This window comes from Streptomyces nigra (assembly GCF_003074055.1).
GTDB lineage: Bacteria > Actinomycetota > Actinomycetes > Streptomycetales > Streptomycetaceae > Streptomyces > Streptomyces nigra.
Map to the genome: position 1 here is coordinate 697,133 of NZ_CP029043.1, position 20,475 is coordinate 717,607.

At 73.9% G+C, this 20,475-nt stretch carries 19 protein-coding genes and 1 pseudogene; 10 read left to right on the forward strand and 10 right to left on the reverse strand.

Going from position 1 to position 20,475, the window contains the following annotated elements; all coding sequences use genetic code 11:
• Positions 1-33: 33 nt before the first annotated feature.
• Both DC008_RS03230 and DC008_RS03235 read right to left on the reverse strand, forming a co-directional pair.
• Entirely contained in the window at positions 34-576 is a 543-nt protein-coding gene (locus tag DC008_RS03230; protein ID WP_108705621.1) for a hypothetical protein, read from the reverse strand.
• A 106-nt stretch (positions 577-682) separates the two neighbouring features.
• A complete protein-coding gene (locus tag DC008_RS03235) occupies positions 683-1,468 on the reverse strand; it encodes a glutamate racemase (protein ID WP_108705622.1) in 786 nt (261 codons plus the stop codon).
• A gap of 39 nt (positions 1,469-1,507) precedes the next feature.
• On the opposite strand from DC008_RS03235, the gene DC008_RS03240 reads away from it, so the two are divergent.
• Positions 1,508-2,701: a glycosyltransferase gene (locus DC008_RS03240; RefSeq protein WP_108710544.1), complete on the forward strand. Its 1,194-nt coding sequence runs from the start codon at positions 1,508-1,510 to the stop codon at positions 2,699-2,701.
• On the opposite strand, the gene DC008_RS03245 is transcribed toward DC008_RS03240, so the two are convergent.
• Positions 2,702-3,973, reverse strand: a complete 1,272-nt coding sequence (locus DC008_RS03245) for a TerD family protein (protein ID WP_108705623.1) — start codon at positions 3,971-3,973, stop codon at positions 2,702-2,704. It lies immediately after the preceding gene.
• 293 nt (positions 3,974-4,266) lie between these two features.
• Between DC008_RS03245 and DC008_RS03250 the strand changes: the two genes are divergently transcribed.
• From DC008_RS03250 to DC008_RS03265, 4 genes are all read left to right on the forward strand, one after another.
• Positions 4,267-4,704 (forward strand): DUF6643 family protein, encoded by a 438-nt coding sequence (locus DC008_RS03250; protein WP_108705624.1) that lies wholly within the window; start codon positions 4,267-4,269, stop codon positions 4,702-4,704.
• Positions 4,705-4,746: 42 nt separating this feature from the next.
• Positions 4,747-5,574 carry an MOSC domain-containing protein gene (locus tag DC008_RS03255; RefSeq protein WP_108705625.1) on the forward strand — a complete coding sequence of 276 codons (828 nt, stop codon included), beginning with the start codon at positions 4,747-4,749 and terminating at the stop codon, positions 5,572-5,574.
• A 139-nt stretch (positions 5,575-5,713) separates the two neighbouring features.
• Entirely contained in the window at positions 5,714-6,319 is a 606-nt protein-coding gene (locus DC008_RS03260; RefSeq protein WP_108705626.1) for an Rv1733c family protein, read from the forward strand.
• Positions 6,320-6,428: 109 nt separating this feature from the next.
• Positions 6,429-8,870 (forward strand): right-handed parallel beta-helix repeat-containing protein, encoded by a 2,442-nt coding sequence (locus DC008_RS03265; protein ID WP_108705627.1) that lies wholly within the window; start codon positions 6,429-6,431, stop codon positions 8,868-8,870.
• Between the two features lie 21 nt (positions 8,871-8,891).
• Here the strand turns inward: DC008_RS03265 and DC008_RS03270 are convergent, their stop codons facing one another.
• Entirely contained in the window at positions 8,892-11,219 is a 2,328-nt protein-coding gene (locus DC008_RS03270) for a hypothetical protein (protein WP_382110121.1), read from the reverse strand.
• A 288-nt stretch (positions 11,220-11,507) separates the two neighbouring features.
• Between DC008_RS03270 and DC008_RS03275 the strand changes: the two genes are divergently transcribed.
• Complete coding sequence (locus DC008_RS03275) at positions 11,508-12,335, forward strand: DeoR/GlpR family DNA-binding transcription regulator (RefSeq protein WP_055619605.1); 828 nt, start codon at positions 11,508-11,510, stop codon at positions 12,333-12,335.
• A 60-nt stretch (positions 12,336-12,395) separates the two neighbouring features.
• Complete coding sequence (locus DC008_RS03280) at positions 12,396-12,875, forward strand: SRPBCC family protein (RefSeq protein WP_108705628.1); 480 nt, start codon at positions 12,396-12,398, stop codon at positions 12,873-12,875.
• A gap of 25 nt (positions 12,876-12,900) precedes the next feature.
• Here DC008_RS03280 and cds1 read toward each other — a convergent pair whose 3' ends face one another.
• Positions 12,901-14,025: an L-cysteine desulfhydrase Cds1 gene (cds1, locus tag DC008_RS03285; protein ID WP_108705629.1), complete on the reverse strand. Its 1,125-nt coding sequence runs from the start codon at positions 14,023-14,025 to the stop codon at positions 12,901-12,903.
• 323 nt (positions 14,026-14,348) lie between these two features.
• On the opposite strand from cds1, the gene DC008_RS03290 reads away from it, so the two are divergent.
• Together DC008_RS03290 and DC008_RS03295 are read left to right on the forward strand one after the other, a co-directional pair.
• Positions 14,349-14,672, forward strand: coding sequence for a hypothetical protein (locus DC008_RS03290; RefSeq protein ID WP_108705630.1), 324 nt, complete (start codon positions 14,349-14,351; stop codon positions 14,670-14,672).
• Between the two features lie 184 nt (positions 14,673-14,856).
• Complete coding sequence (locus DC008_RS03295; protein ID WP_108705631.1) at positions 14,857-15,399, forward strand: ATP-binding protein; 543 nt, start codon at positions 14,857-14,859, stop codon at positions 15,397-15,399.
• A gap of 136 nt (positions 15,400-15,535) precedes the next feature.
• Here the strand turns inward: DC008_RS03295 and DC008_RS03300 are convergent, their stop codons facing one another.
• The 4 genes and pseudogenes from DC008_RS03300 to DC008_RS03315 all read right to left on the reverse strand — a co-directional run bounded on the left by DC008_RS03300 (position 15,536) and on the right by DC008_RS03315 (position 18,360).
• Positions 15,536-15,817 carry an SHOCT domain-containing protein gene (locus tag DC008_RS03300; RefSeq protein WP_108705632.1) on the reverse strand — a complete coding sequence of 94 codons (282 nt, stop codon included), beginning with the start codon at positions 15,815-15,817 and terminating at the stop codon, positions 15,536-15,538.
• 132 nt (positions 15,818-15,949) lie between these two features.
• Entirely contained in the window at positions 15,950-16,393 is a 444-nt protein-coding gene (locus DC008_RS03305; RefSeq protein ID WP_108705633.1) for an RpiB/LacA/LacB family sugar-phosphate isomerase, read from the reverse strand.
• A 45-nt stretch (positions 16,394-16,438) separates the two neighbouring features.
• A complete protein-coding gene (locus DC008_RS03310; protein WP_079033432.1) occupies positions 16,439-17,683 on the reverse strand; it encodes an ROK family protein in 1,245 nt (414 codons plus the stop codon).
• Between the two features lie 36 nt (positions 17,684-17,719).
• Positions 17,720-18,360: pseudogene (locus tag DC008_RS03315) on the reverse strand (alpha-ketoglutarate-dependent dioxygenase AlkB family protein).
• Between the two features lie 103 nt (positions 18,361-18,463).
• Here DC008_RS03315 and DC008_RS03320 point away from each other — a divergent pair.
• Positions 18,464-19,597 carry a methyltransferase gene (locus tag DC008_RS03320; RefSeq protein ID WP_108710546.1) on the forward strand — a complete coding sequence of 378 codons (1,134 nt, stop codon included), beginning with the start codon at positions 18,464-18,466 and terminating at the stop codon, positions 19,595-19,597.
• On the opposite strand, the gene DC008_RS03325 is transcribed toward DC008_RS03320, so the two are convergent.
• The gene (locus DC008_RS03325; RefSeq protein ID WP_108705634.1) at positions 19,594-20,451 is read right to left on the reverse strand and encodes a class II fructose-bisphosphate aldolase; all 858 of its coding nucleotides are present in this window, start codon (positions 20,449-20,451) and stop codon (positions 19,594-19,596) included. The genes DC008_RS03320 and DC008_RS03325 overlap by 4 nt on opposite strands.
• Between the last annotated feature and the right edge of the window lie 24 nt (positions 20,452-20,475).

Sequence of the window (20,475 nt, forward strand, 5' to 3'; positions counted from 1 at the left end):
CGCCCGGGACAGTCATCCCGTGACCCGCCGCCCTCAGAGCGCCGTGCCCGCCGTCCGTGTGCGGAGCCGGTCCTCGATGACCCGGACGGCCGCCTCGGCGTCGTCCACGGTCACGGTGAAGGTGTGGCCGTCCCCCAGCCGCAGGACCAGCCCCTCTCCCCGGCGTACGACGACGGCGGTGCCCTTGTCCGGGCGCCACCGGTAGCCCCAGCCGCCCCAGTGGCGCGGGGTGACCAGCGGCAGGAAGTCGGCGCCGACGATCTCGGAGAGCGGGATACGGCGGCGCGGCACGCCGATGTGGCCGCAGCGCACCTCCAGGCACTCCTGGTCGACCTTCAGCGCGACATGCACGAAGGCGAGGGTGCCGAAGAGGACGAGCAGCCCGGCGGCGATGCAGCCGACGACGGCCATCACGAGGGGGGCGAGGCCGCCGGTCCACGCGGAGTCGACGGCCAGCCCGATGCCGAGCGCCATGCAGGCGGCGCCGGCGAGTGCGAGCAGCCACTGGACCCTGTTGGTCGCCCGCCCGGTCCAGATGTCGGGGTGCGGCTTCCTGCCGTGGGGGTGGTCCCTCATGGCTATGAGGTTACTCAGCTTTCGCTGTGGTGGTACCGCGCTGCACAGGGTGACTGCTCCGACCGGCCCAGCCCGGAGCGGACGGTTCCGCCAGGCGGCCCGGAGGTCAGCCGGCGGGGCTGGTCGCCTTGAGGAGCCGGCCTTCCGCGTAGATGAGGGCCGCTTCCGGCAGGGCGCCCTCGCGGCCGCTGAGCAGCACGGTCAGGGTGCCGGTGGACTCCGCGCGCGGGGCGGGCTGCTCGCCGAGCCGGCGCATGGCCTGCGCGGCGACCGCTCCGGCGGAGCCGTGCAGGACGAGCGGCGGGAGGCCGGGGCGCTGGACGGCGGTGCGGATGCGTTCGGCGACCAGTTCGTAGTGGGTGCAGCCGAGGACGACGGTGGTGACGTCGTCGGGGGTGAGCGCGGCGGCCGCGGCGACGGCGGCGTCGATGGCCGTTTCGTCCGCGTGCTCGACCGCCTCGGCCAGCCCGAAGCAGGGGACCTCGGTGACCTTCACTCCGGCGGCGAAGTCCTCGATCAGTCCGCGCTGGTAGGGGCTGCCGGTGGTGGCGGGGGTGGCCCAGATCGCGACGGGGCCGCCACCGGCGGCGGCCGGCTTGATCGCCGGGACCGTGCCGATGACCGGTATGCCCGGTTCAAGGCGGGCCCGCAGCGTCGGCAGGGCGTGCACGGTGGCGGTGTTGCAGCCGATGATCAGGGCGTCGGGGCGATGCGCGGCGGCGGCCTCGGCGACGGCCACGGCGCGCCGGGTGAGGTCCTCGGGGGTCCGCGGTCCCCAGGGCATGCCGTCGGGGTCGAGCGAGAGCACGAGATCCGCGTCGGGTCGCAGCCGCCGTACGGCGGCCGTCGCCGCCAGCAGGCCGATTCCGGAGTCCATCAGCGCGATCTTCACCCGGCCACGATAGACGATGGGCCCTTGCGGGCGGCCGTCGTGGGGCAGACTGCGCGCGTGAGCGCCTACGCGTGGACCGCCGCCGGATCCCTGGCCGCCTGGCTGTGGCTGCTGCTGTTCCAGGGCTTCTTCTGGCGGACGGACGTCCGGCTTCCCAGGCGTACGGAACCCGGGGAGTGGCCGTCCGTCTGTGTGGTCGTGCCGGCCCGGGACGAGGCGGCGGTACTGCCCGCGAGCCTGCCGTCGCTGCTCGCCCAGGACTACCCGGGGCGTGCGGAGGTCTTCCTCGTCGACGACGGGAGCTCCGACGGCACGGGCGAGCTGGCGCGGCGGCTCGCGCGCGAGCGGGGCGGGCTCGCGCTGACCGTGGACTCCCCCGGCGAGCCGCCGGCCGGGTGGACGGGCAAGCTCTGGGCGGTGCGGCACGGCATCGGCTTGGCCCGCGCGCGTGATCCCGAGTATCTGCTGCTGACGGACGCGGACATCGCGCACGCCCCGGACAGCCTGCGGGAGCTGGTGGCGGCGGCGCGCACGGGCGGCTTCGACGCCGTCTCGCAGATGGCCCGGCTCCGCGTGGACAGTGTTTGGGAGCGGCTGGTGGTGCCGGCGTTCGTGTACTTCTTCGCCCAGCTGTACCCGTTCCGCCGGATCGGCCGTACGGGCACGCGGACGGCCGCCGCGGCGGGCGGCTGTGTCCTGCTGCGGACCGAGGCGGCCGTACGGGCGCGGATCCCGGACGCCATCCGGGGTGCCGTCATCGACGACGTGGCGCTCGCGCGCGCGGTGAAGCGCGGCGGGGGCCGGGTCTGGCTGGGGCTGGCGGACCGGGTGGACAGTGTGCGGCCGTATCCGCGGCTGGCCGACCTGTGGCGGATGGTCTCGCGCAGCGCCTACGCGCAGCTGCGGCACCAGCCCTCGCTGCTGCTCGGGACGATCGCCGGGCTGGGGCTCGTCTATCTGGTGCCGCCCGTGGCCGTGGCCTTCGGCGCAGCCTCCGGGGACGGGGTGACGGCGGTCCTGGGCGGGCTGGCGTGGCTGGTGATGACGGGCACGTATGTGCCGATGCTCCGCTACTACCGGCAGCCGCTGTGGCCGGCTCCGCTGCTGCCGGTGACGGCGTTCCTCTATCTGCTGATGACGGCCGACTCCGCGGTCCAGCACTACCGTGGGCGCGGCGCGGCCTGGAAGGGCCGCACCTACACGCGTCCCGGGACGGTGTCGGACGAGGGCTGACTACTTGCGGCCCGGGGTCCAGTTCATGCCCCAGCCGTAGGCGTAGTCGACGGTGCGCTGGGGGCTCACGCCGCGTTCCGGGACGAGGTAGCGGGCCTCGCGCTGGACGACGAGGTCGTCGCCGGTCCGGGTGATGAGGGCGAGGGCGCAGACCGTGGAGGGGACGGTGCACTCGTCGAGGGAGAAGTCGACGGGGGCGCCGTGCTGCGGGGTGAGGGTGACCGTGGCGTTCAGGTCGGCGAAGGAGCGCGCGCCCTGGTAGATGGTGACGAAGACGAGGATGCGCCGGAAGGCCTGCTGGTGGTCGAGGTTGATGGTGAGGTTCTCGCCGGTGGCCATGGCGCCGGTGCGGTCGTCGCCGTCGAGGTGGATGTACGGCGGCTGGTGCAGGGCTCCGTAGGCGTTGCCGAGGGCCTGGATGACGCCCTTGCGGCCGTCGGCCAGTTCGTACAGGGCGCACAGGTCGAGGTCGAGGTCGTTGTGCATGGCGACCGGGCGGCCCAGTTTGCTGGCCCAGCCGGAGAACTGCTTGCGCACCTGCCAGTTGAGGTTGACGCGCATGGCGCCCGAGGTGCCGCCCTGCTTGGTGAGGGAGACGGACGGGGACGCCTTGGTGAGTGTCACCTTGCTCAGGCTGACCGGGGGCGCCTGGGGTGCGGGCGGCGGGACCGGCGGCATGGCGGGCGGCGGGGGCATCGTCACGGGCGGCGCCGGGGGCGGGGTCATGGGGGCGGCGGGCGTGGGCGCCGCCTGCTGGGGTTCGTCGACGCTGATGCCGTAGTCGGTGGCCAGGCCCGCGAGGCCGGTGCCGTAGCCCTGGCCGACGGCGCGGAACTTCCAGGCGCCCTGCCGGCGGTAGAACTCGCCGAGGACGAACGCGGTCTCCACGGTGGCGCCGGTGCTGTCGAAGCGGGCGACGACCGCGCCCTGGGCGTCACGGACCTCGATGTAGAGGCCGGGGACCTGGCCGAAGGCCCCGCCGTCCGCGGAGGCGGCGAGGATGACGGTCTCGATCGAGGGTTCCACGCGCGGGAGGTCGACGAGGAGGCGGTCGGTGACCTGGGCACCCGCGGTCGTCTTGCCCTCGTGCCGGACGGCCCCGGACGCGTGGGCGGGCTGGTTGTAGAAGACGAAGTCGTCGTCGGAGCGGACCTTGCCGCCGACGAGCAGCAGGGCCGAGGCGTCCACGTCGGGGGTGCCCGGTGCCGAGTGCCAGCCCAATTCGACCGTCAATGCCGTGGCCGGCACCGGAACATTGGACCCTTTCGACATTGTCATGTCCGCCCCCATCGTTTGATCTTCGCCGGGGTGTGCCGGCGGGTCGTCGAGTTCTCCAGGGTCAACCTATTCCGTGGGCCCCGGAAGTCTCGCGAGGGGGATCGGAAGAGGGGAGGTCAACCGCCGGTAACGCCCTGGGAACTCGGCCTTTACCTGATCCGAACACCGATTGGCGTCCCTTTTTGACAAGTTCGCTCGCATTGGGGATCCGACGTCACTGCGGAACCGTAAAACAACCCTCTTATCGGTCTCCCCAACCAGCACATCGTGGGCTTACCTTATGTGCCATGACCTCCCCCCGCTCCACGTATGGCGGCGGCTACTACTCCGCTGCCTTCCCGGACACCCCGATCTACGACTCGCTCGTGGCCGAGCGGGGCACCCCGCAGATCGCCCCGATCCGGGTCCCCGCCGCGTACGACAGCCCGGGCAGCCATCTGCCGGCCCTGCCGTCCGCGCTGCCCGCCCTCCCGGCGGCGCCGTCCCAGCCCTCCTACGGTTATCCGCAGGCACCGCAGCCCGCACCGCTGCAGCAGGCGCCCGCGGCCTACATCCCGCAGCAGGCCGCCCCGCGCGGGTACCCCGGTCCGCAGGCTCCGCAGCAGCCGCGCCCGGTGGCCCCGGGCGGCATGGGCTACGAGGCGATGCGCCCCGCGGCTCCCCGGCCCGCCCCGCAGCAGTACCAGGACCCGTACAACAACCAGCAGCAGTACCGCGGCTACTGATCCGTCCCAGGGGTTGCCGGTGCCGCCTGGCACGATGACCCCATGGGACACCCGCAGCTGCAGTCGATCCACGTCCACCCGGTCAAGGCGTTCCGGAGCATCGAACTCCGGGAAGCCGTCGTGGAGCCCTGGGGGCTGGCCGGAGACCGGCGCTGGGCGCTGATCGACGCGGGGGCGAAGGTCGTGACACAGCGCAGACACCCGCGCCTGACGCGCGCCGCCGCCGAGCTTCTGCCCGGCGGCGGCGTCCGTCTGTCCGCGCCCGGCATGGAGCCCTTGACGGTGGCCGTGCCGCGCGCCTCGGACACCGTGCCGACGGACGTGTTCGGGGACAAGGTGGAGACGGTCCCCGCCGACGGCGACGCCGCGCACACCTGGTGCAGCACCTACCTCGGCGCTCCGATGCGCCTCGTCCACCTGGACTCCCCCGCGACCCGCCGACCCGTCGACCCGGAGTACGCGCAGCCCGGCGAGACCGTGAGCCTCGCCGACGGCTATCCGCTGCTGCTCACCACCACGGCCTCGCTCGACGCCCTCAACTCCCTGGTCGCGCGCGGCGAGCACGCCGCCGAGGGCCCGCTGCCCATGAACCGCTTCCGGCCGAACGTCGTCGTCTCCGGCACGGACGCCTGGGCCGAGGACGACTGGAGCCGCGTCGCCATCGGGGACGTCACCTTCCGGGTCGCCAAGGTGTGCGGACGCTGCACGGTCACCACCACCGACCAGCGCACCGGCGAGCGTGGCAAGGAGCCCCTGCACACCCTCGCCCGGCACCGGCGTATGCGGGGCAAGCTGGTGTTCGGCCAGAATCTGGTCCCCCTCGGCCCGGGCACGATCCGGACCGGCGACCCGGTCCGGGTCCTCGGCTGAGAAGATCTGTGCGAGTGCGCCGGTTCGCGGGAACCGCGGCCGGGGCGCCGCGCGTTGGGCATGCTGTGAGACGGATGTGAAGGCCGCGGGGCGCCACGGGCGCGGGGTGGCGACGGAGCCGGAAGGGGGGTGAGCGACGATGCGGGCGATCACGGGTCTGTGGCGCTGGCGGCACAATCCGCTGCGCCGCCGGACCGATGTGGCCGAGGGCTGGATCGCCCTGCTGGCGCTGCTGCTGATCGTCGTCGCCGCGCCCACGGCCGGCTCCGTGGTCGGCGGCCTCGCCCAGGAGTCCCTCCAGGAGTCCGTACGGCAGCAGCGCGCGTCGCGGCACCAGGTGTGGGCGACCGTGGTCCGCAAGCTCGACGGGACACGGCTCGACGCCGACCCCGAGACCACCACGGGACGCGGTATACGGGCCCGCGTCCTGGCCGACTGGACCACCGCGGACGGCACCGCGCGCCGGGGCGCGGTCACGGTCGACCTGCTCAGTCCCGACCCGGGCACGCGTTTCCCGCTGTGGATCGACCGCCGGGGCCGGGCCGTGGCCCCGCCGCTGGACTCGGCGACGGCGTCGACGCACGCCGTGATCGCCGGGTTCGGCGCCGCGCTGCTCGCGATCGCCCTGATAGAGGCCGCCAGACGGCTGATCGTCTGGCGTATGGTCCGCCGCCGGTACCTGAGTTGGGACCGGGCCTGGGACAAGGCGGGCCCCGACTGGGGCCGTACCGGCGCCGGCAGCTGACGGCCTTCCGGCTCCGGTCAACCCACCGTCCGCGCGCACGCTACGGTGGACCGGCCGAAGTCTTCGGCTGGGAGACCCGCGTACTACGAGGTGGGGGCACGTCAACACCATGGCACAGGGCACGGTCCAGGTGACGCACACCGGCACTTCGCGGTGGCGGCGCCGCACGGGTGAGTACGCGTCGCTCGCCGCCGCCCTGGAGGCCGCGGCGGACGGTGACGTCCTCACCGTCGCCCCCGGCACCTACCGGGAGAACCTCGTGGTACAGCGGGCGGTGACCCTGCGCGGCCCCGAGGGCTCCCCCGGCTCGGTGCGGATCGCGCCGCTGGACGGTGTGCCGTTGACCGTGCGCGCCTCGGCGGTGGTCCTCGACCTCCATGTGGAGGGCCAGGACGCGGCGGCGCCGGCGCTGCTCATCGAGGAGGGCACCCCGGAGCTGTCCGGCGTGCGGGTCGTCACCCGCTCCGCCGCCGGTATCGAGGTGCGCGGCGGCGCCCGGCCCACCGTGCGGCGCTGCACGGTGGACAATCCCGCGGGCATCGGCATCGCCGTACTCGACGGCGGCGGCGGGGTGTTCGAGGAGTGCGAGGTCGTCGCGGCCGGCCAGGCCGGCATCGCGGTGCGCGGCGGCGGCCATCCCCGCCTGGAGCGCTGCCGGGTGCACCACGCCTCCGGCTCGGGTCTGACGGCCACCGGGGAGAACTCCGCGCTGGAGGCCGTGGGTTGCGAGATCTACGAGGTGCGGGGCTCGGGGGTGCAGATCACCGGCAGGGCCACCGCTCACCTCACCGACTGCGATGTGCACCGGACCACGTCCGACGGGGTCACCCTCGACACGGACGCCGTGCTGACCCTCGCGGACTGCCGGATCCACGACGTCCCGGAGAACGCGGTCGACCTGCGCTCGCGTTCGGTGCTCACCCTGACCCGTACGACGGTCCGTCAGTTCGGGCGCAACGGCCTGTCGGTGTGGGACCCGGGCACCCGGGTGGATGCCAACCAGTGCGAGATCTTCGACAGCACCGGCGACTATCCGGCGGTGTGGGTCAGCGACGGCGCCACCGCGGTGCTGGACTCCTGCCGGGTGCACGACGTGCCGGACGCGCTGTTCGTCCTCGACCGGGGCTCCCGCGCGGACGTCGTGGACAGCGATCTGTTCCAGGTGCGCAACACCGCGGTGTCGGTGAGCGACGGCGCCACCGCCCAGCTCGACGACTGCCGTATCCGGGAGGCCGCGACGGGCGCCTGGTTCCGTGATCACGGCAGCGGCGGCACGCTCAGCAACTGCACGGTGGACGGCACGCAGACCGGGGTCATCGTCACCAAGGGCGCCGACCCCACGATCGAGCGCTGCACCGTCGACTCCCCGGCGGAGGCCGGCTTCTACGTCTCGGCGGGCGGCCGCGGCACCTTCACGAACTGCCGGGTCAGGGGCAGCGCGGGCTACGGCTTCCATGTGATCGACGGCTGCCGTACGACACTGCGCAAGTGCCGTACCGAGCGCTGCGCGCGCGGGGGTTACGAGTTCGCGGACGGTGCCGGGGACGGGCCGGGCACGGGCCCGGACGTGGAGGACTGCACGAGCGACGAGAGCGGGAGCCTGCGGCAGCAGCCGTCGGCGCCGGAGCCCGTGGTGCAGACGGCGCACCAGGCGCCGGGCGGTCTGCTCGGCTCGGTCCCGGGCCCGCGCGGCACCGGGGAGGAGCCCGCGGCCCCCGACACGCGGCCCGGTGAGCCGTCCCGCACCTCCCAGGACGTCCTCGGTGAACTCGACGCGCTGGTCGGCCTGGAGAGCGTCAAGCGCGAGGTGCGGGCCCTCACCGACATGATCGAGGTGGGCCGCCGCCGCCGCGAGGCCGGGCTGAAGGCGGCCTCGGTCAAGCGCCATCTGGTCTTCACCGGCTCTCCCGGCACCGGCAAGACGACGGTCGCCCGGCTCTACGGGGAGATCCTCGCCTCCCTCGGCGTGCTGGAGAAGGGGCATCTGGTGGAGGTGTCCCGGGTCGACCTGGTCGGAGAGCACATCGGCTCGACGGCGATCCGTACGCAGGAGGCGTTCGAGAAGGCGCGCGGCGGTGTGCTGTTCATCGACGAGGCGTACGCGCTGTCTCCGGAGGACTCCGGCCGGGACTTCGGCAAGGAGGCCATCGACACCCTGGTGAAGCTGATGGAGGACCATCGGGACGCGGTCGTCGTCATCGTGGCGGGCTACACGGCCGAGATGGAGCGGTTCCTCCAGGTCAACCCCGGTGTGGCGTCCCGGTTCTCACGGACCATCACCTTCAGCGACTACGGCCCCGAGGAACTGCTGCGGATCGTGGAGCAGCAGGCCGAGGAGCACGAGTACCGGCTGGGCCCGGGGGTCGCCGAGGCACTGCAGAAGTACTTCACGGTGCTCCCCAAGGGGCCCGCGTTCGGCAACGGCCGTACGGCCCGGCAGACGTTCGAGGCGATGGTGGAGCGGCACGCGGGCCGGGTCGCCCAGCTCGCCGAGCCCAGCACGGACGATCTGACGCTCCTCTACACCGAGGACCTGCCCGAGCTGAGCTGACCGGGCGCCCCGGCGGCCGGGTCAGCTCTCGGGGCGCTGCCCCGGCACCTCCGGTCCCAGCCGCCCGAGCAGCCGCTGCCGTTCCTCCGCGAAGGCGGGGTCGGCCTGGTAGTCGCTGTGGCCGTGGATCGGCGCGGGCAGCGGGTGTGCCGCGGTGCGCCCGTAGGCCAGCGGGTCCTTGAGGGCCTCGCGGTCCACGGCGGGTCCGGCGTCGCCGGACAGGCGGACCGGCCCGCCGATGGGGTCGGTGGGCCGGTGCAGATTGCGCCAGCAGTCCACCTCGGCGTGCAGCGCGGTGAGCGCGTCGGGGCCGAAGTGGGCGGGGAACCAGCGGCCGTACAGGCGCTCCAGCGGGGAGCCGTAGGTGAGCAGCGCGACCCGCCGGCGGTCGGCCGGGGTCAGCTGCCAGGCCGCCGCCGCCGCGAGGACGCTGCCCTGGGAGTGCCCGGAGAGGACCAGCCGGCGGCCCTCACCTGCCCGGGTCCAGGTGGCGATGCGCCAGGTCAGGTCGGGCACCGCGCGTTCGGCGTAGCAGGGCGGCGCGAAGGGGTGCGCGGCGCGCGGCCAGAAGGTGCCGACGTCCCAGAGGATGCCGATGGTGCGGCGGGCGGAGGCGTCCTTGTAGGCGCGCCGGCCCCAGGTGACGAACAGTATGAAGCCGAAGCCGATCAGCCAGGAGCCGAGGGCCTGCGCGGTCTGGGCGGCCCCGTGGACGACTGCGTAGGTGCCCGCCGCCGTCTCGCTCGGGGTGTCCCCGGTGATCAGCGCCCCGGCGAGCGCTCCGGCGCCCAGGAGCAGGGTGGCGACGGCGGTGACGGCGACGACGAGGGGCGCCCGGTCGGTGAGGGAGGCCATCGCGCGGGTGCTCGCGATCCGGCGGGTGCGCGCGCTGTCGTGCGGCTCGCCCGTGTAGTCGCGTTCGACGGCGACGAGTTCGGCGCGGCGCAGCAGCCAGGCGCGCCGCGCGAGCAGTGCGCAGAGCAGCAGCAGGAGGACCAGCAGGGGCGGGATGACGGAGGCCTGCCAGGTCAGCAGGACGGGCGGGCCGGGGAGGGAGGCGCGGGTGCCGTCCAGCCAGTCCGCGACGCGCTGGGAGACGCCGCCGGACATCACACCGCCGAGGGCGCAGGCCAGCATCACCACGGCGGGTCCGCCGAGGCCGCGCAGGGCGGCGCGCGGGTCGGGTGCCGTGCGGTGCAGGAGGTGCGCGACGACGGCGAGGACGACGGCGGTCAGGCCCTGCATGAGGGCGATGGCGCCGAAGGTGGCGTCGCCCGGGAGGCGCCCCGCCGACTGCCAGCCGGGGCGTTCCCATCCGGCGTAGACGAGGGTGAGCACGAGCAGGGCGAGCGCGGCGAGCGGCAGCCGGCGGACCAGACGGGCGTCGAGTTCCCGGTCGAGGCGGTCCTCGCTGCGGCCCCGGCGGCACACCACCCACACCACGGCGGCCACGCCGGTGACGAGGGCCGCGTCGAGGAGTCGGCCGAGCACGTCGAGGAGCGCGGGTCCGCCGGGGCGGCGGTCGAAGCGGGCCGCGGCCGAGCCGACCGCCGCGGCCACCGTCAGCAGTCCGGCGGCGGTGTGCGCGGCGCGCAGCCGGGCGACCAGCCGGCGGCCGTACCAGAAGCCGGGGCGGCCCAGGGCGCCGCCCGCCGTCTCGTCGGGTTCGGGCTGCTGGAAGAGGGGCTCCTGGGACTCGTAGGCGCTCCAGGTACGGCGGGAGAGGTACCAGAGGAGGCCGGTGAGGGCCGTGGGCACGACGGCGGCGAGGGCGAGTCTGCGGCCGGGCGCGCTCCACCAGCCGCCGTCCGACAGGAAGCCCAGCCAGCTGTGCCGGCCGGCGCAGTCGGGGGTGCCGGCGCACTGCCAGGCCGTGAGGTCCAGGGCGACCTCGCAGGCGGCGGCGACGAGCAGCACGGTCAGGCTGAGCCCGGCGAGCCGGACGAGCAGGCCGTACAGGCGGATCGTGCGGGTGCGGTCGCGGGCGGCGGGGCGCATCCAGTGGGCGAGGTTGACCACCATGAAGGGCAGCAGGAGCAGCCATAACGCGCGGGCGCTGTTGCCGGAGGTGAGGTTGCACCAGACGTACGCCTCGGGCACCGGCCGGCCCCGGTAGTCGTCGGGCCGGTCCTCGGCGTCGACGTCGTCGGCGCGGCGGAAGACGGCGGCGGTGTCGTCGCCGGTGATCCGCTGGGTCCGCGGATCGTCCAGCATCTGCTGGGGTGTGGTGCCGCCGACGCCGTGGACGAGGAGTTCCAGGGCGATCCTGGCCTCCCCGGCGCAGGGGCCGGGTGTCCCGGGTGCGGTGTCCGCGCTGTTCGCGGCGGCGTGTCTGTCTGTGCGGCCCATGTCGGCGGCTCCCCCGTGAGCGCTGAGGCGTGTGTCCGTGCGGGCACAGGATCTCCGTTTCCGGGCCGCCGTACACCTCTCGTCACGGAATCTCCCCGGTGCGTGCTCGGGGCGGGCGGAGGGGGCGTCCGAATGTGGCATGCACGCGTCGGGGCGACCGGTGGCGCGGGTGGGGGCGGCCCGTGCGAGGATGGGTCGTCCCGCGCCCGGGCAGGGGCGAGAATGCCCTTGTCGGACAGGGTGGCCGGGGCAAGGTCGGACAGCAGCGGCGAGAGGACCGGAGCGTACGTGAGCGAGAATCAGAACCTCCTCGCGGAGCAGCGACGCGCCCTGATCCTGGACGAGGTACGGCGCCGAGGCGGGGTGCGTGTCAACGAGCTGACCCGCAAGCTCGGCGTGTCGGACATGACGGTGCGCCGGGACCTCGACGCGCTCGCCCGGCAGGGCGTGCTGGAGAAGGTGCACGGCGGTGCCGTCCCGGTGGTCGAGGCGAGCACGCACGAGCCGGGTTTCGAGGCCAAGTCGGGTCTGGAGCTGACCGCGAAGGAGGACATCGCGCGGGCGGCGGCCGAGCTGGTCGTCCCGGGCAGCGCGATCGCTCTGTCCGGCGGCACGACGACGTACGCGCTGGCGCACCGGCTGGTCGACGTCCCCGATCTGACCGTGGTCACCAACTCGGTGCGGGTGGCCGACGTCTTCCACGCCGCGCAGCGCACGACCGGCCCCCGGCAGGGCGCGGCCACGGTCGTGCTGACCGGCGGGGTGCGGACCCCGTCCGACTCGCTGGTGGGGCCGGTCGCCGACCAGGCGATCGCGGCGCTCCACTTCGACATGCTGTTCCTGGGCGTGCACGGGATATCGGCCGAGGCCGGCCTGTCCACACCGAATCTGGCGGAGGCCGAGACGAACCGGCGGCTGGTGCAGTCGGCGCGGCGTGTCGTGGTGATCGCCGACCACACCAAGTGGGGTGTGGTGGGCCTGAGTTCGTTCGCCTCGCTGGAGCAGGTCGACACCCTGGTGACGGACTCGGGGCTGGACGGCGGCGCCCGCGCGGAGATCGCGGAGCATCTGCGGCTGGTGGTGGCGGGCGAGCCCGATGAGGGTGCAGACATCTGAGGAGGCGCCAGCTAGGGTGACGCTGCCCGGTGCAGCGTCACCCACAGGGGGTTGTCGTCCATGGTTCATCTGCTGCGTGAGGTGGGGCTCGACTTCGTCGGGGCCGCCCCCGTACGGCATGTCTTCGCGCGCGAGACGACCGCGCCGCCGGACGCGGTGTACACCGCGCTGGCCGAGGACGTGCCGGGCTGGACGCGGTGGTTCGCGGCGGTGACCCTGGCCCGTCCGCTGGACGGCGGGGCCCGGCGCGAGATCCGGCTCAAGGGCGGCACGCGTTTCGAGGAGACGGTGCTCGCGGCCGAGCGCCCCGAGGTGTACGCCTATCGCGTCGACCTGACGAACGTGCCGGGCTCCCGGACGATCGTCGAGGAGTGGCGGCTCTCGCCGTCCGGTACCGGCACCCGGGTGCAGTGGACCTTCGCCGTGGACGGCACCGCGCCGTTCCGTACGGCGGTGCGGCTGGGGCGCGCCGGTCTGGCCCGCTCGTTCCGGGGCGCGGTGGTCTCGCTGGACCGCCGGTTGACCTCCGCCGCGTCCTGAGCCGGCGTCAGACGCCGGCGCGGCCTCACTCGGGCCAGACGCCGGTGGCGAGGACCTGTTCCAGGGCCGCCGCGTACGGCGTGATGTCCAGGCCCTGTTCGGCGAGCCAGGCGTCCGAGTAGTACTTGTCGAGGTACCGGTCCCCCGGGTCGCACAGCAGCGTCACCACGCTGCCCTGCCGTCCCTCGGCCACCATCTCGGCGACGATCTTCAGCGCGCTCCACAGGCCGGTGCCGGTGGAGCCGCCGGCCTTGCGGCCGATGGCACGCTCCAGGGCGCGGACGGCGGCGACACTGGCGGCGTCGGGCACCTTCATCATGCGGTCGACGGCGCCGGGCACGAAGCTCGGTTCCATCCGGGGCCGGCCGATGCCCTCGATCCGGGAGCCGCAGTCGCAGGTGACATGGGCGTCGCCGGTCGTCCAGCCCTCGAAGAAACAGGAGTTCTCCGGGTCGGCCACGCAGATACGGGTGTCGTACTGCATGTAGTGCACGTAGCGGGCGAGGGTCGCGGAGGTGCCGCCGGTGCCGGCGGTGGCGACGACCCAGGCGGGCTCCGGATACCGCTCGAGCCGCAGCTGACGGAAGATCGACTCGGCGATGTTGTTGTTGCCGCGCCAGTCCGTGGCCCGCTCCGCGTAGGTGAACTGGTCCATGTAGTGGCCGCCCGTCTCCACCGCGAGCCGGGCCGACTCCTCGTACATCCGGCGGGAGTCGTCCACGAAGTGGCACCGGCCGCCGTGGAACTCGATCAGACGGCACTTCTCGGCGCTCGTCGTGCGCGGCATGACCGCGATGAAGGGCACGCCGATCAGCTTCGCGAAGTACGCCTCGGAGACGGCGGTCGAGCCGCTGGACGCCTCGATCACCGGTCGGCCCGGCCGGATCCAGCCATTGCACAGTCCGTACAGGAACAGCGAGCGGGCCAGCCGGTGCTTGAGGCTGCCGGTGGGGTGCGTGGACTCGTCCTTGAGGTACAGGTCGATGCCCCAGCGCTCGGGCAGCGGGAAGCGCAGGAGGTGGGTGTCGGCCGAGCGGTTGGCGTCGGCCTGCACCTTGCGCACGGCGTCTTTCAGCCAGTCCCGGTAGGCGGGATCGCTTCGGTCGACGTCGAGGGTCACGCCGGACGGGGTCTGCTGGACGGTGCTCACGGCGCTGCTCCTCGGGCTCGCGGCAGCGGCGACTCGCACTGCCGTCCCTTCGAGCATAGACATCTTCAGGACGCTTCTCACCTGCATAAACACACCTTTGAGAGGCTCAAAGTCACCCCTGGGCAGGCGGTCGCGGCGCACCCGGCGGGGGCGCATCCGCGCGAGTGCTCCGAGCGCCCCCGGCGAGGGGCACGCGCGCACTGGTGCGGGACGCGGGACGGGGGCAGACTCCACCCGACGGGGTGCACACTGGATCACGACCGGGGCCCGGCCGGTGCCCGCGCGGAGCGGGCCGGCCACCGAGACGCACGAGGGGGCGGGGCATGGCGGAGGCGGAGTTCACGGCCAAGGGCGTGCGGATCGGGAAGCGCCTGCGCTCCCTGACCCGGGCCGGGCAGGTGCGGATCAGCGAGGGCCGGCTGCAGTTGCTCACGAGCTACGGCACCGAGATCGACAGCGCGCCGGTGCAGGCGGTGCGCGCGTCCCGGCCCTGGTTCGCGCCGGACGACCGGGCGCTCGCCGACCTCAACGGCAAGCGCTACTCACTGACGTTGGGGGATCACGACCCCGCCCCGGGCGAGCCCGGACCGCCCGCCGCGCGCCGGTTCATCGAGGCCGTACACAGGGCTGCGGGGCGTAACGGCTGAGTCACCGCGAGTTGCGTTACCGCGCCTCCTGCGTCACGCTGGTCTCACGTCACTCTGGGTTTACCGGCGATAACGCTGCGAACCAGCCCGCCGGCCACGACAGCAGGCGGCCGTTTCCTTCAAGCACCCTGCTGGATCCGAACTCCGTGTTCTTCCGGACCTCTTCAGTCGGGGAGTCGCAGCCGTGATCAGTTACCCAAGCAGGCACTGCGCGGTGGAGCTCCAAGCCCTGCCGTCGCGGATCGGCCAGGTCCGCAGAATCGTATCGGCGCAGTTGCGCTACTGGCATCTGGACCCGTTGATAGACCGCGCCGCGCTCGGCGTGACCGAGCTGCTGACCAACGTCCATCAACATGCGCGGCCGGACAAGACGTGCACCGTGGAGATCGAGTTGCTGCTCGACCGCCTCACGGTCTCCGTGCACGACCACGACCCCCGGCTGCCGGTCGCCGCCGACCCCGGGGACACCGAGGCGCTCGCCACCTGCGGGCGCGGGCTCGCGATGGTCGCGGCCCTCAGCGAGAGCTGGGGCGTGCGGCCGGAGGGCGAGTCCGGCAAGGTCGTGTGGTTCTCGCTGCCGACGCCCGGCGCCGCGCCGTCCACGGCCGCGCGGCCACCGCGCCGCGTCACCGTGGAGCAGCCCGTACGCCGGCTCGCGGCCATCGGTCCACCGGTCGACCTGCGTCGGCCGGAACGCGCTCCCGCCCGGTCGGCCGTTGCCGGCTGACCGGGCGGTGAGGGGGTCACGGGGGCCGCCGCGCACCGTCAGGTGTCACACGGGCCCGGGCCCTTGGGATGTCTCACCGGCGTCGGGCCTTCTGGGGTCACACGGGGCAGCCCTTGCCGCCGCGCACCCTCAGGTGTCACACGGGGCCGCCCTTGCCCGTGCGGCCGAACTCCTCGTTGAGGACGGACAACCGGCGCCAGTACTCGTCCTCGTCGATCTCGCCGGAGGCGAACCGGTGGCCGAGGACGGTGATCGGCGAGCTGTCGTCGGGGCCCGTCGGCCGGGGTCCGCGGCGCGGGCGCCATCCTGTGCGGCGCAGCAGCGTGATGCCGCCGATCACGACGGCAGCCCAGATCAGCGGGAAGAAGAGGATCCACGGGCCGGGCCCGCCGTCGGCGAAGTGCGCGAAGGTCTGCATGTCGGGTCATCTCCCGGGTGGTCGGGACGTTCCTGAGTGATGACTCGAGCTTCGCGCCGCGAGGGGTCCGGGTCGTCGTACGGGCAGCGGCACCGTGCGTACCCCCGGAGGAGTACGCCGTGGAGTACGCCGTCAGGTTCCGTCGGGCCGTTCGAGGTACGCCACGTTCTCCCGGTCCTCGGCGTCCGTGCCGGCCTCGGTGGCGAACCAGGCGTCGAGGATCTCCTTGAGCAGCGGCTCCGACGTCAGCCGCAGGCTGAGGGCGAGCACATTGGCGTCGTTCCAGCGCCGGGCGCCCTCCGCCGTGTACGCGTCGGTGCACAGGGCCGCTCGGACGCCGGGCACCTTGTTCGCGGCGATCGACGCGCCCGTGCCGGTCCAGCAGCACACCACGGCCTGGTCGGCCGTGCCCTCCACGACCTCGGCGGCCGCCGCCTGCGAGCAGACGGCCCAGCGCGCGTCGTCGCCGGGGCCGAGCGCGCCGTGCGCCCGCACGTCGTGCCCCCGCTCGCGCAGCTCGGCGACGAGGCGCCGTGCGACGGGTTCGTCCATGTCCGAGGAGACGGAGATCCGCATACCGAAAAGCCTACCGACCGCCAGGGTCTTCGTTAACGAAAGACCCTAGGCCGCCAGCGCGGTGAGCGGGTCGTCGAGCACCGGCTGCCACGCCAACTCGGCGGCGCCGACGAGGCTGTTGTGGTCGAGGCTGCACGCGAGGATCGGGACGCCGCCGCTCTGCCCCCACAGGCTGCGGTCGGCGACGACCGCGCGCAGCCGGCCGGGGTCGGCGTCGAAGAGGGTGCGGTGCAGACCGCCGAGGATGATGCGGTCGGGGTTGAGGATGTTGACCAGGCCGGCCAGGCCGAGGCCGAGCCGGTCGATCAGGGCCTCGGTGGCGGTGCGGACCGTCGGGTCGTCGTAGTGGTCCTGGATCAGGTCGATGGCCTGCTTCAGCAGCGACACCTCGGGGCCGGGCTCGCGGCCGGCCGCCGTGAGCAGGGCCAGCGGGTCGGCCTCGACGTCCAGACAGCCCCGGCTGCCGCAGTGGCAGGGCCGGCCCTCGGGGTTGACGGTGAGGTGTCCGACCTCCAGGGCCAGCCCCGAACTCCCGGTGTGCAGACGGCCGTCCAGGACGAGCGCGCCGCCGACGCCCCGGTGCCCGGTGGCCACGCACAGCAGATCGCGGGCGCCGCGCCCGGCGCCGTGCCGGTGTTCGGCGAGCGCGGCCAGGTTGACGTCGTTGCCGGTGAACGCCGGTCCGGTGATCCCGGCCGCGCGCACGCACTCGGTGAAGATACGGCGGACGGGGGCGCCCACGGGCCACGCCAGGTGCAGCGGGTTGAGGGCGAGGCCGTCCGGTTCGGCGACGGCGGACGGGACCGCGAGTCCGGCGCCGACACAGCGCCGGCCGGTCGCGCTCAGCAGGTCCGCGCCGGCCTCGACGACCGAGCCGAGCACCTTGGCCGGGTCGGCCTCCACGGTCTCGCAGCCCGGGGCGGTGGCGACGATACGGCCGCCGAGGCCGACCAGCGCGGCCCGGAACCCGTCGGCGTGCACCTGGGCGGCGAGGACGACCGGGCCGTCCTCGGCGACGGACAGCCGGTGCGAGGGCCGTCCCTGGGAGCCGGCCGCCGCGCCCGGCCGGGCGTCGACCCGGATCAGCCCGAGCGCCTCCAGTTCGGCGGCGACCACCCCGGCCGTGGCCCGGGTGACGCCGAGTTCGGCGGTGAGGACGGCACGGGTGGGGGCGCGCCCGGTGTGCACGAGCTCCAACGCGGGCCCGAGCGCACCGCGCCCACGCTCCAGTCGCGTCCTCGGGGTGGTGGTCCCTTCCCCCGCCGGCCGGGGGTCCGCCTTGCCGCTCATGAGGGCGAGTCTCCCATGATCCCGGAACGCCGTGGCCTACAGGCCGCTCACTCTCAGCGTGAGGTTCAGCCGCCCCGTGAGACCGAGCTCCGGGGGCGCGGTGCCCGGGTGCACGGTGGGCACCCCGTGGTGGGCGAGCCGCGCGGGGCCGCCGAACACGAAGAGGTCGCCGCTGCGCAGTTCGACGTCCGTGTACGGCCGGGTCCGGGTCTCGGTGTTGCCGAAGCGGAAGACGCAGCTGTCGCCGAGGCTCAAGGAGACCACGGGCTGTGGGGACCGCTCGTCGGCGTCGCGGTGCATGCCCATCCGGGCCTCGGCGTCGTAGAAGTTGATCAGCGCGATGTCGTAGGGGCCGGCCTCCTCGCCGAGGGCGTCCCGGACCGCGCGCCGGGCCAGTTCGTCCAGCCACCCGGGGAACGGCTTGACCGGGGCGCCGTCGCCGTCGACGGCCGTGGGGGCGTAGCCGTAGGGGTACCAGTGCCGGCCGAGGCACACCTGCCGGGCCGTCATCGTGCCGCCGCCGGGGGTGCGGACGGTGCGCAGGCCGGCCGGGGGCGGGCCCAGACGCGACAGGCGTCCAGCAGCTCGCGCTGGGCGGCGGCGTCCAGCCAGTCGGGGACGTGCACCGCGCCCGGGGCGACGACGGTGCGCTCCCGCGGGAACAGCTCGGCGTCCATGTCCCCCATCCTGCCCCACGGTCCTCCTCCGCGGTCCGGCGTCGCGGCTCGGTGCGGGCGGGCGCCCGTGGTCGCTTAGCCTTGACGCACGATGAACGACCGGATGACGACGCCCTGGGGCGCTCTCGCGCTGACCCGCTTCCCCGAGGACCCCCGCGACAGGCTGCGCGCCTGGGACGCCTCCGACGAGTACCTTCTGGCGCACCTGGCCGAGCAGGACGTCCCGCTGTCGGGCACGGTCGTGGTCGTCGGCGACCGCTGGGGCGCCCTGGTCACGGCGCTGGCGGCGCACCGGCCGACCCAGATCACGGACTCCTGGCTGGCGCAGGAGGCCACCCGGGCCAACCTCGCGCGGCACGGCGTCGAGCCCGGCGCGGTCCGGCTGCTCACGACGCAGGACCCGCCTCCGCCGCGGATCGACGTGCTGCTGGTGCGGGTGCCGAAGAGCCTGGCGCTGCTGGAGGACCAGCTGCTGCGGCTGGCGCCCTTCGTGCACGGGGGCACGGTCGTGGTGGGCACCGGCATGGTGCGGGAGATCCACACGTCCACGCTGGAGCTGTTCGGGCGGATCCTGGGGCCGACGCGGACGTCGCTGGCGAAGCGGAAGGCCCGTCTGATCTTCTGCAGGCCCGAGCCGTCCGTGGAACGGCCCGCGAACCCGTGGCCGAACACCTACACGCTGCCGGACGGAGTGGGGGCCGTGTCCGGGAGCACGGTCGTCAATCACGCGGGGGTGTTCTGCGCCGACCGGCTCGACATCGGCACCCGGTTCTTCCTGGCGCATCTGCCGGGCGGGCGGGGGCCGCGGCGGGTGGTGGACCTGGGGTGCGGCAACGGCGTCGTGGGGACGGCGGTGGCACTGGCGAACCCGGAGGCCGAGGTGCTGTTCGTCGACGAGTCGTTCCAGGCCGTGGCGTCGGCGGAGGCCACCTTCAAGGCGAACGGCGTCCCCGGGCACGCCGAGTTCCGGGTGGGCGACGGAATGGCGGGGGTGCCGGCGGGCAGCGTCGACCTGGTGCTGAACAACCCCCCGTTCCACTCCCACCAGGCCACGACCGACGCGACGGCCTGGCGGATGTTCACCGGGGCGCGGCGGGCGCTGCGGCCGGGTGGTGAGCTGTGGGTGGTCGGCAACCGGCACCTCGGCTACCACGTGAAGCTGCGGCGGCTGTTCGGGAACAGCGAAGTGGTCGCCTCCGACCCCAAGTTCGTGGTGCTGCGGGCGGTCCGCAGCTAGAGCGTGCCGGCCAGCAGTGTGATGATCCGGGCGACCGCGCGCACCATCGCCTCCCGTCCCACGCTGAGGTACGTGCGCGAGTCGACGGCGTCCGGGTGGGCGGCGAGGAACTCGCGGATCGCGGTCGTCATCGCGAGGTTGAGGGCCGTGCCGACGTTCACCTTGGCGATGCCGCCCACGACGGCCTCGGTCAGCTCCCCGTCGGGGACGCCGGAGGAGCCGTGCAGGACGGGGGGGACCTCGAGGGCGGCGGACAGGCGCTTGAGCAGGGTGTGGTCGAGGGCGGCGGTACGGGTCGTCATGGCGTGCGCGCTGCCGATGGCGACGGCGAGGGCGTCCACGCCGGAGTCGGCGACGAACGCGTGCGCCTCCGCCGGGTCGGTGCGGGCGCCGGGGGCGTGCGCGTCGAGCGGCGGCTCGCCGTTCTTGCCGCCGAGGCGGCCCAGCTCGGCCTCGATCCACAGTCCCTGGGCGTGTGCCCAGTCCGCGGCGGCCTTGGTCGCGGCGAGGTTGTCGAGGTAGGGCAGCCGGGCCGCGTCGTACATCACGGAGCTGAATCCGGCGGCGGGCGCCTGGCGCAGCAGGTCGTCGCTCTGGACGTGGTCCAGGTGCAGGGCGACGGGGACGTCCGCGCGTTCGGCGGCGGCGACGGCCGCGCGGGCGAGGGGCAGCAGCCGTCCGTAGCGGAACTTGACGGCGTTCTCGCTGACCTGGAGAACGACGGGTGAACCGGCGCTCTCCGCGCCGGCGACGACGGCCTCGACGTGCTCCAGGGTGATGACGTTGAACGCGGCGACGGCGGAACGGTCGGCGGCGGCGCGGGTGACGAGCTCGCCGGTGGTCACGAGGGGCACGGCCTGTCCTTTCTGGGCGGGGGC

Coding starts and splice junctions, on each gene's coding strand:
- DC008_RS03245 (WP_108705623.1), bottom strand. CDS start 3,973: ATGTCGAAAGGGTCCAATGTTCCGGTGCCGGCCACGGCATTGACGGTC.
- DC008_RS03250 (WP_108705624.1), top strand. CDS start 4,267: ATGACCTCCCCCCGCTCCACGTATGGCGGCGGCTACTACTCCGCTGCC.
- DC008_RS03300 (WP_108705632.1), bottom strand. CDS start 15,817: ATGCAGACCTTCGCGCACTTCGCCGACGGCGGGCCCGGCCCGTGGATC.
- DC008_RS03310 (WP_079033432.1), bottom strand. CDS start 17,683: ATGAGCGGCAAGGCGGACCCCCGGCCGGCGGGGGAAGGGACCACCACC.
- DC008_RS03270 (WP_382110121.1), bottom strand. CDS start 11,219: ATGGGCCGCACAGACAGACACGCCGCCGCGAACAGCGCGGACACCGCA.
- DC008_RS03280 (WP_108705628.1), top strand. CDS start 12,396: ATGGTTCATCTGCTGCGTGAGGTGGGGCTCGACTTCGTCGGGGCCGCC.
- DC008_RS03290 (WP_108705630.1), top strand. CDS start 14,349: ATGGCGGAGGCGGAGTTCACGGCCAAGGGCGTGCGGATCGGGAAGCGC.
- DC008_RS03305 (WP_108705633.1), bottom strand. CDS start 16,393: ATGCGGATCTCCGTCTCCTCGGACATGGACGAACCCGTCGCACGGCGC.
- DC008_RS03255 (WP_108705625.1), top strand. CDS start 4,747: ATGGGACACCCGCAGCTGCAGTCGATCCACGTCCACCCGGTCAAGGCG.
- DC008_RS03260 (WP_108705626.1), top strand. CDS start 5,714: ATGCGGGCGATCACGGGTCTGTGGCGCTGGCGGCACAATCCGCTGCGC.
- DC008_RS03265 (WP_108705627.1), top strand. CDS start 6,429: ATGGCACAGGGCACGGTCCAGGTGACGCACACCGGCACTTCGCGGTGG.
- DC008_RS03230 (WP_108705621.1), bottom strand. CDS start 576: ATGAGGGACCACCCCCACGGCAGGAAGCCGCACCCCGACATCTGGACC.
- DC008_RS03320 (WP_108710546.1), top strand. CDS start 18,464: ATGACGACGCCCTGGGGCGCTCTCGCGCTGACCCGCTTCCCCGAGGAC.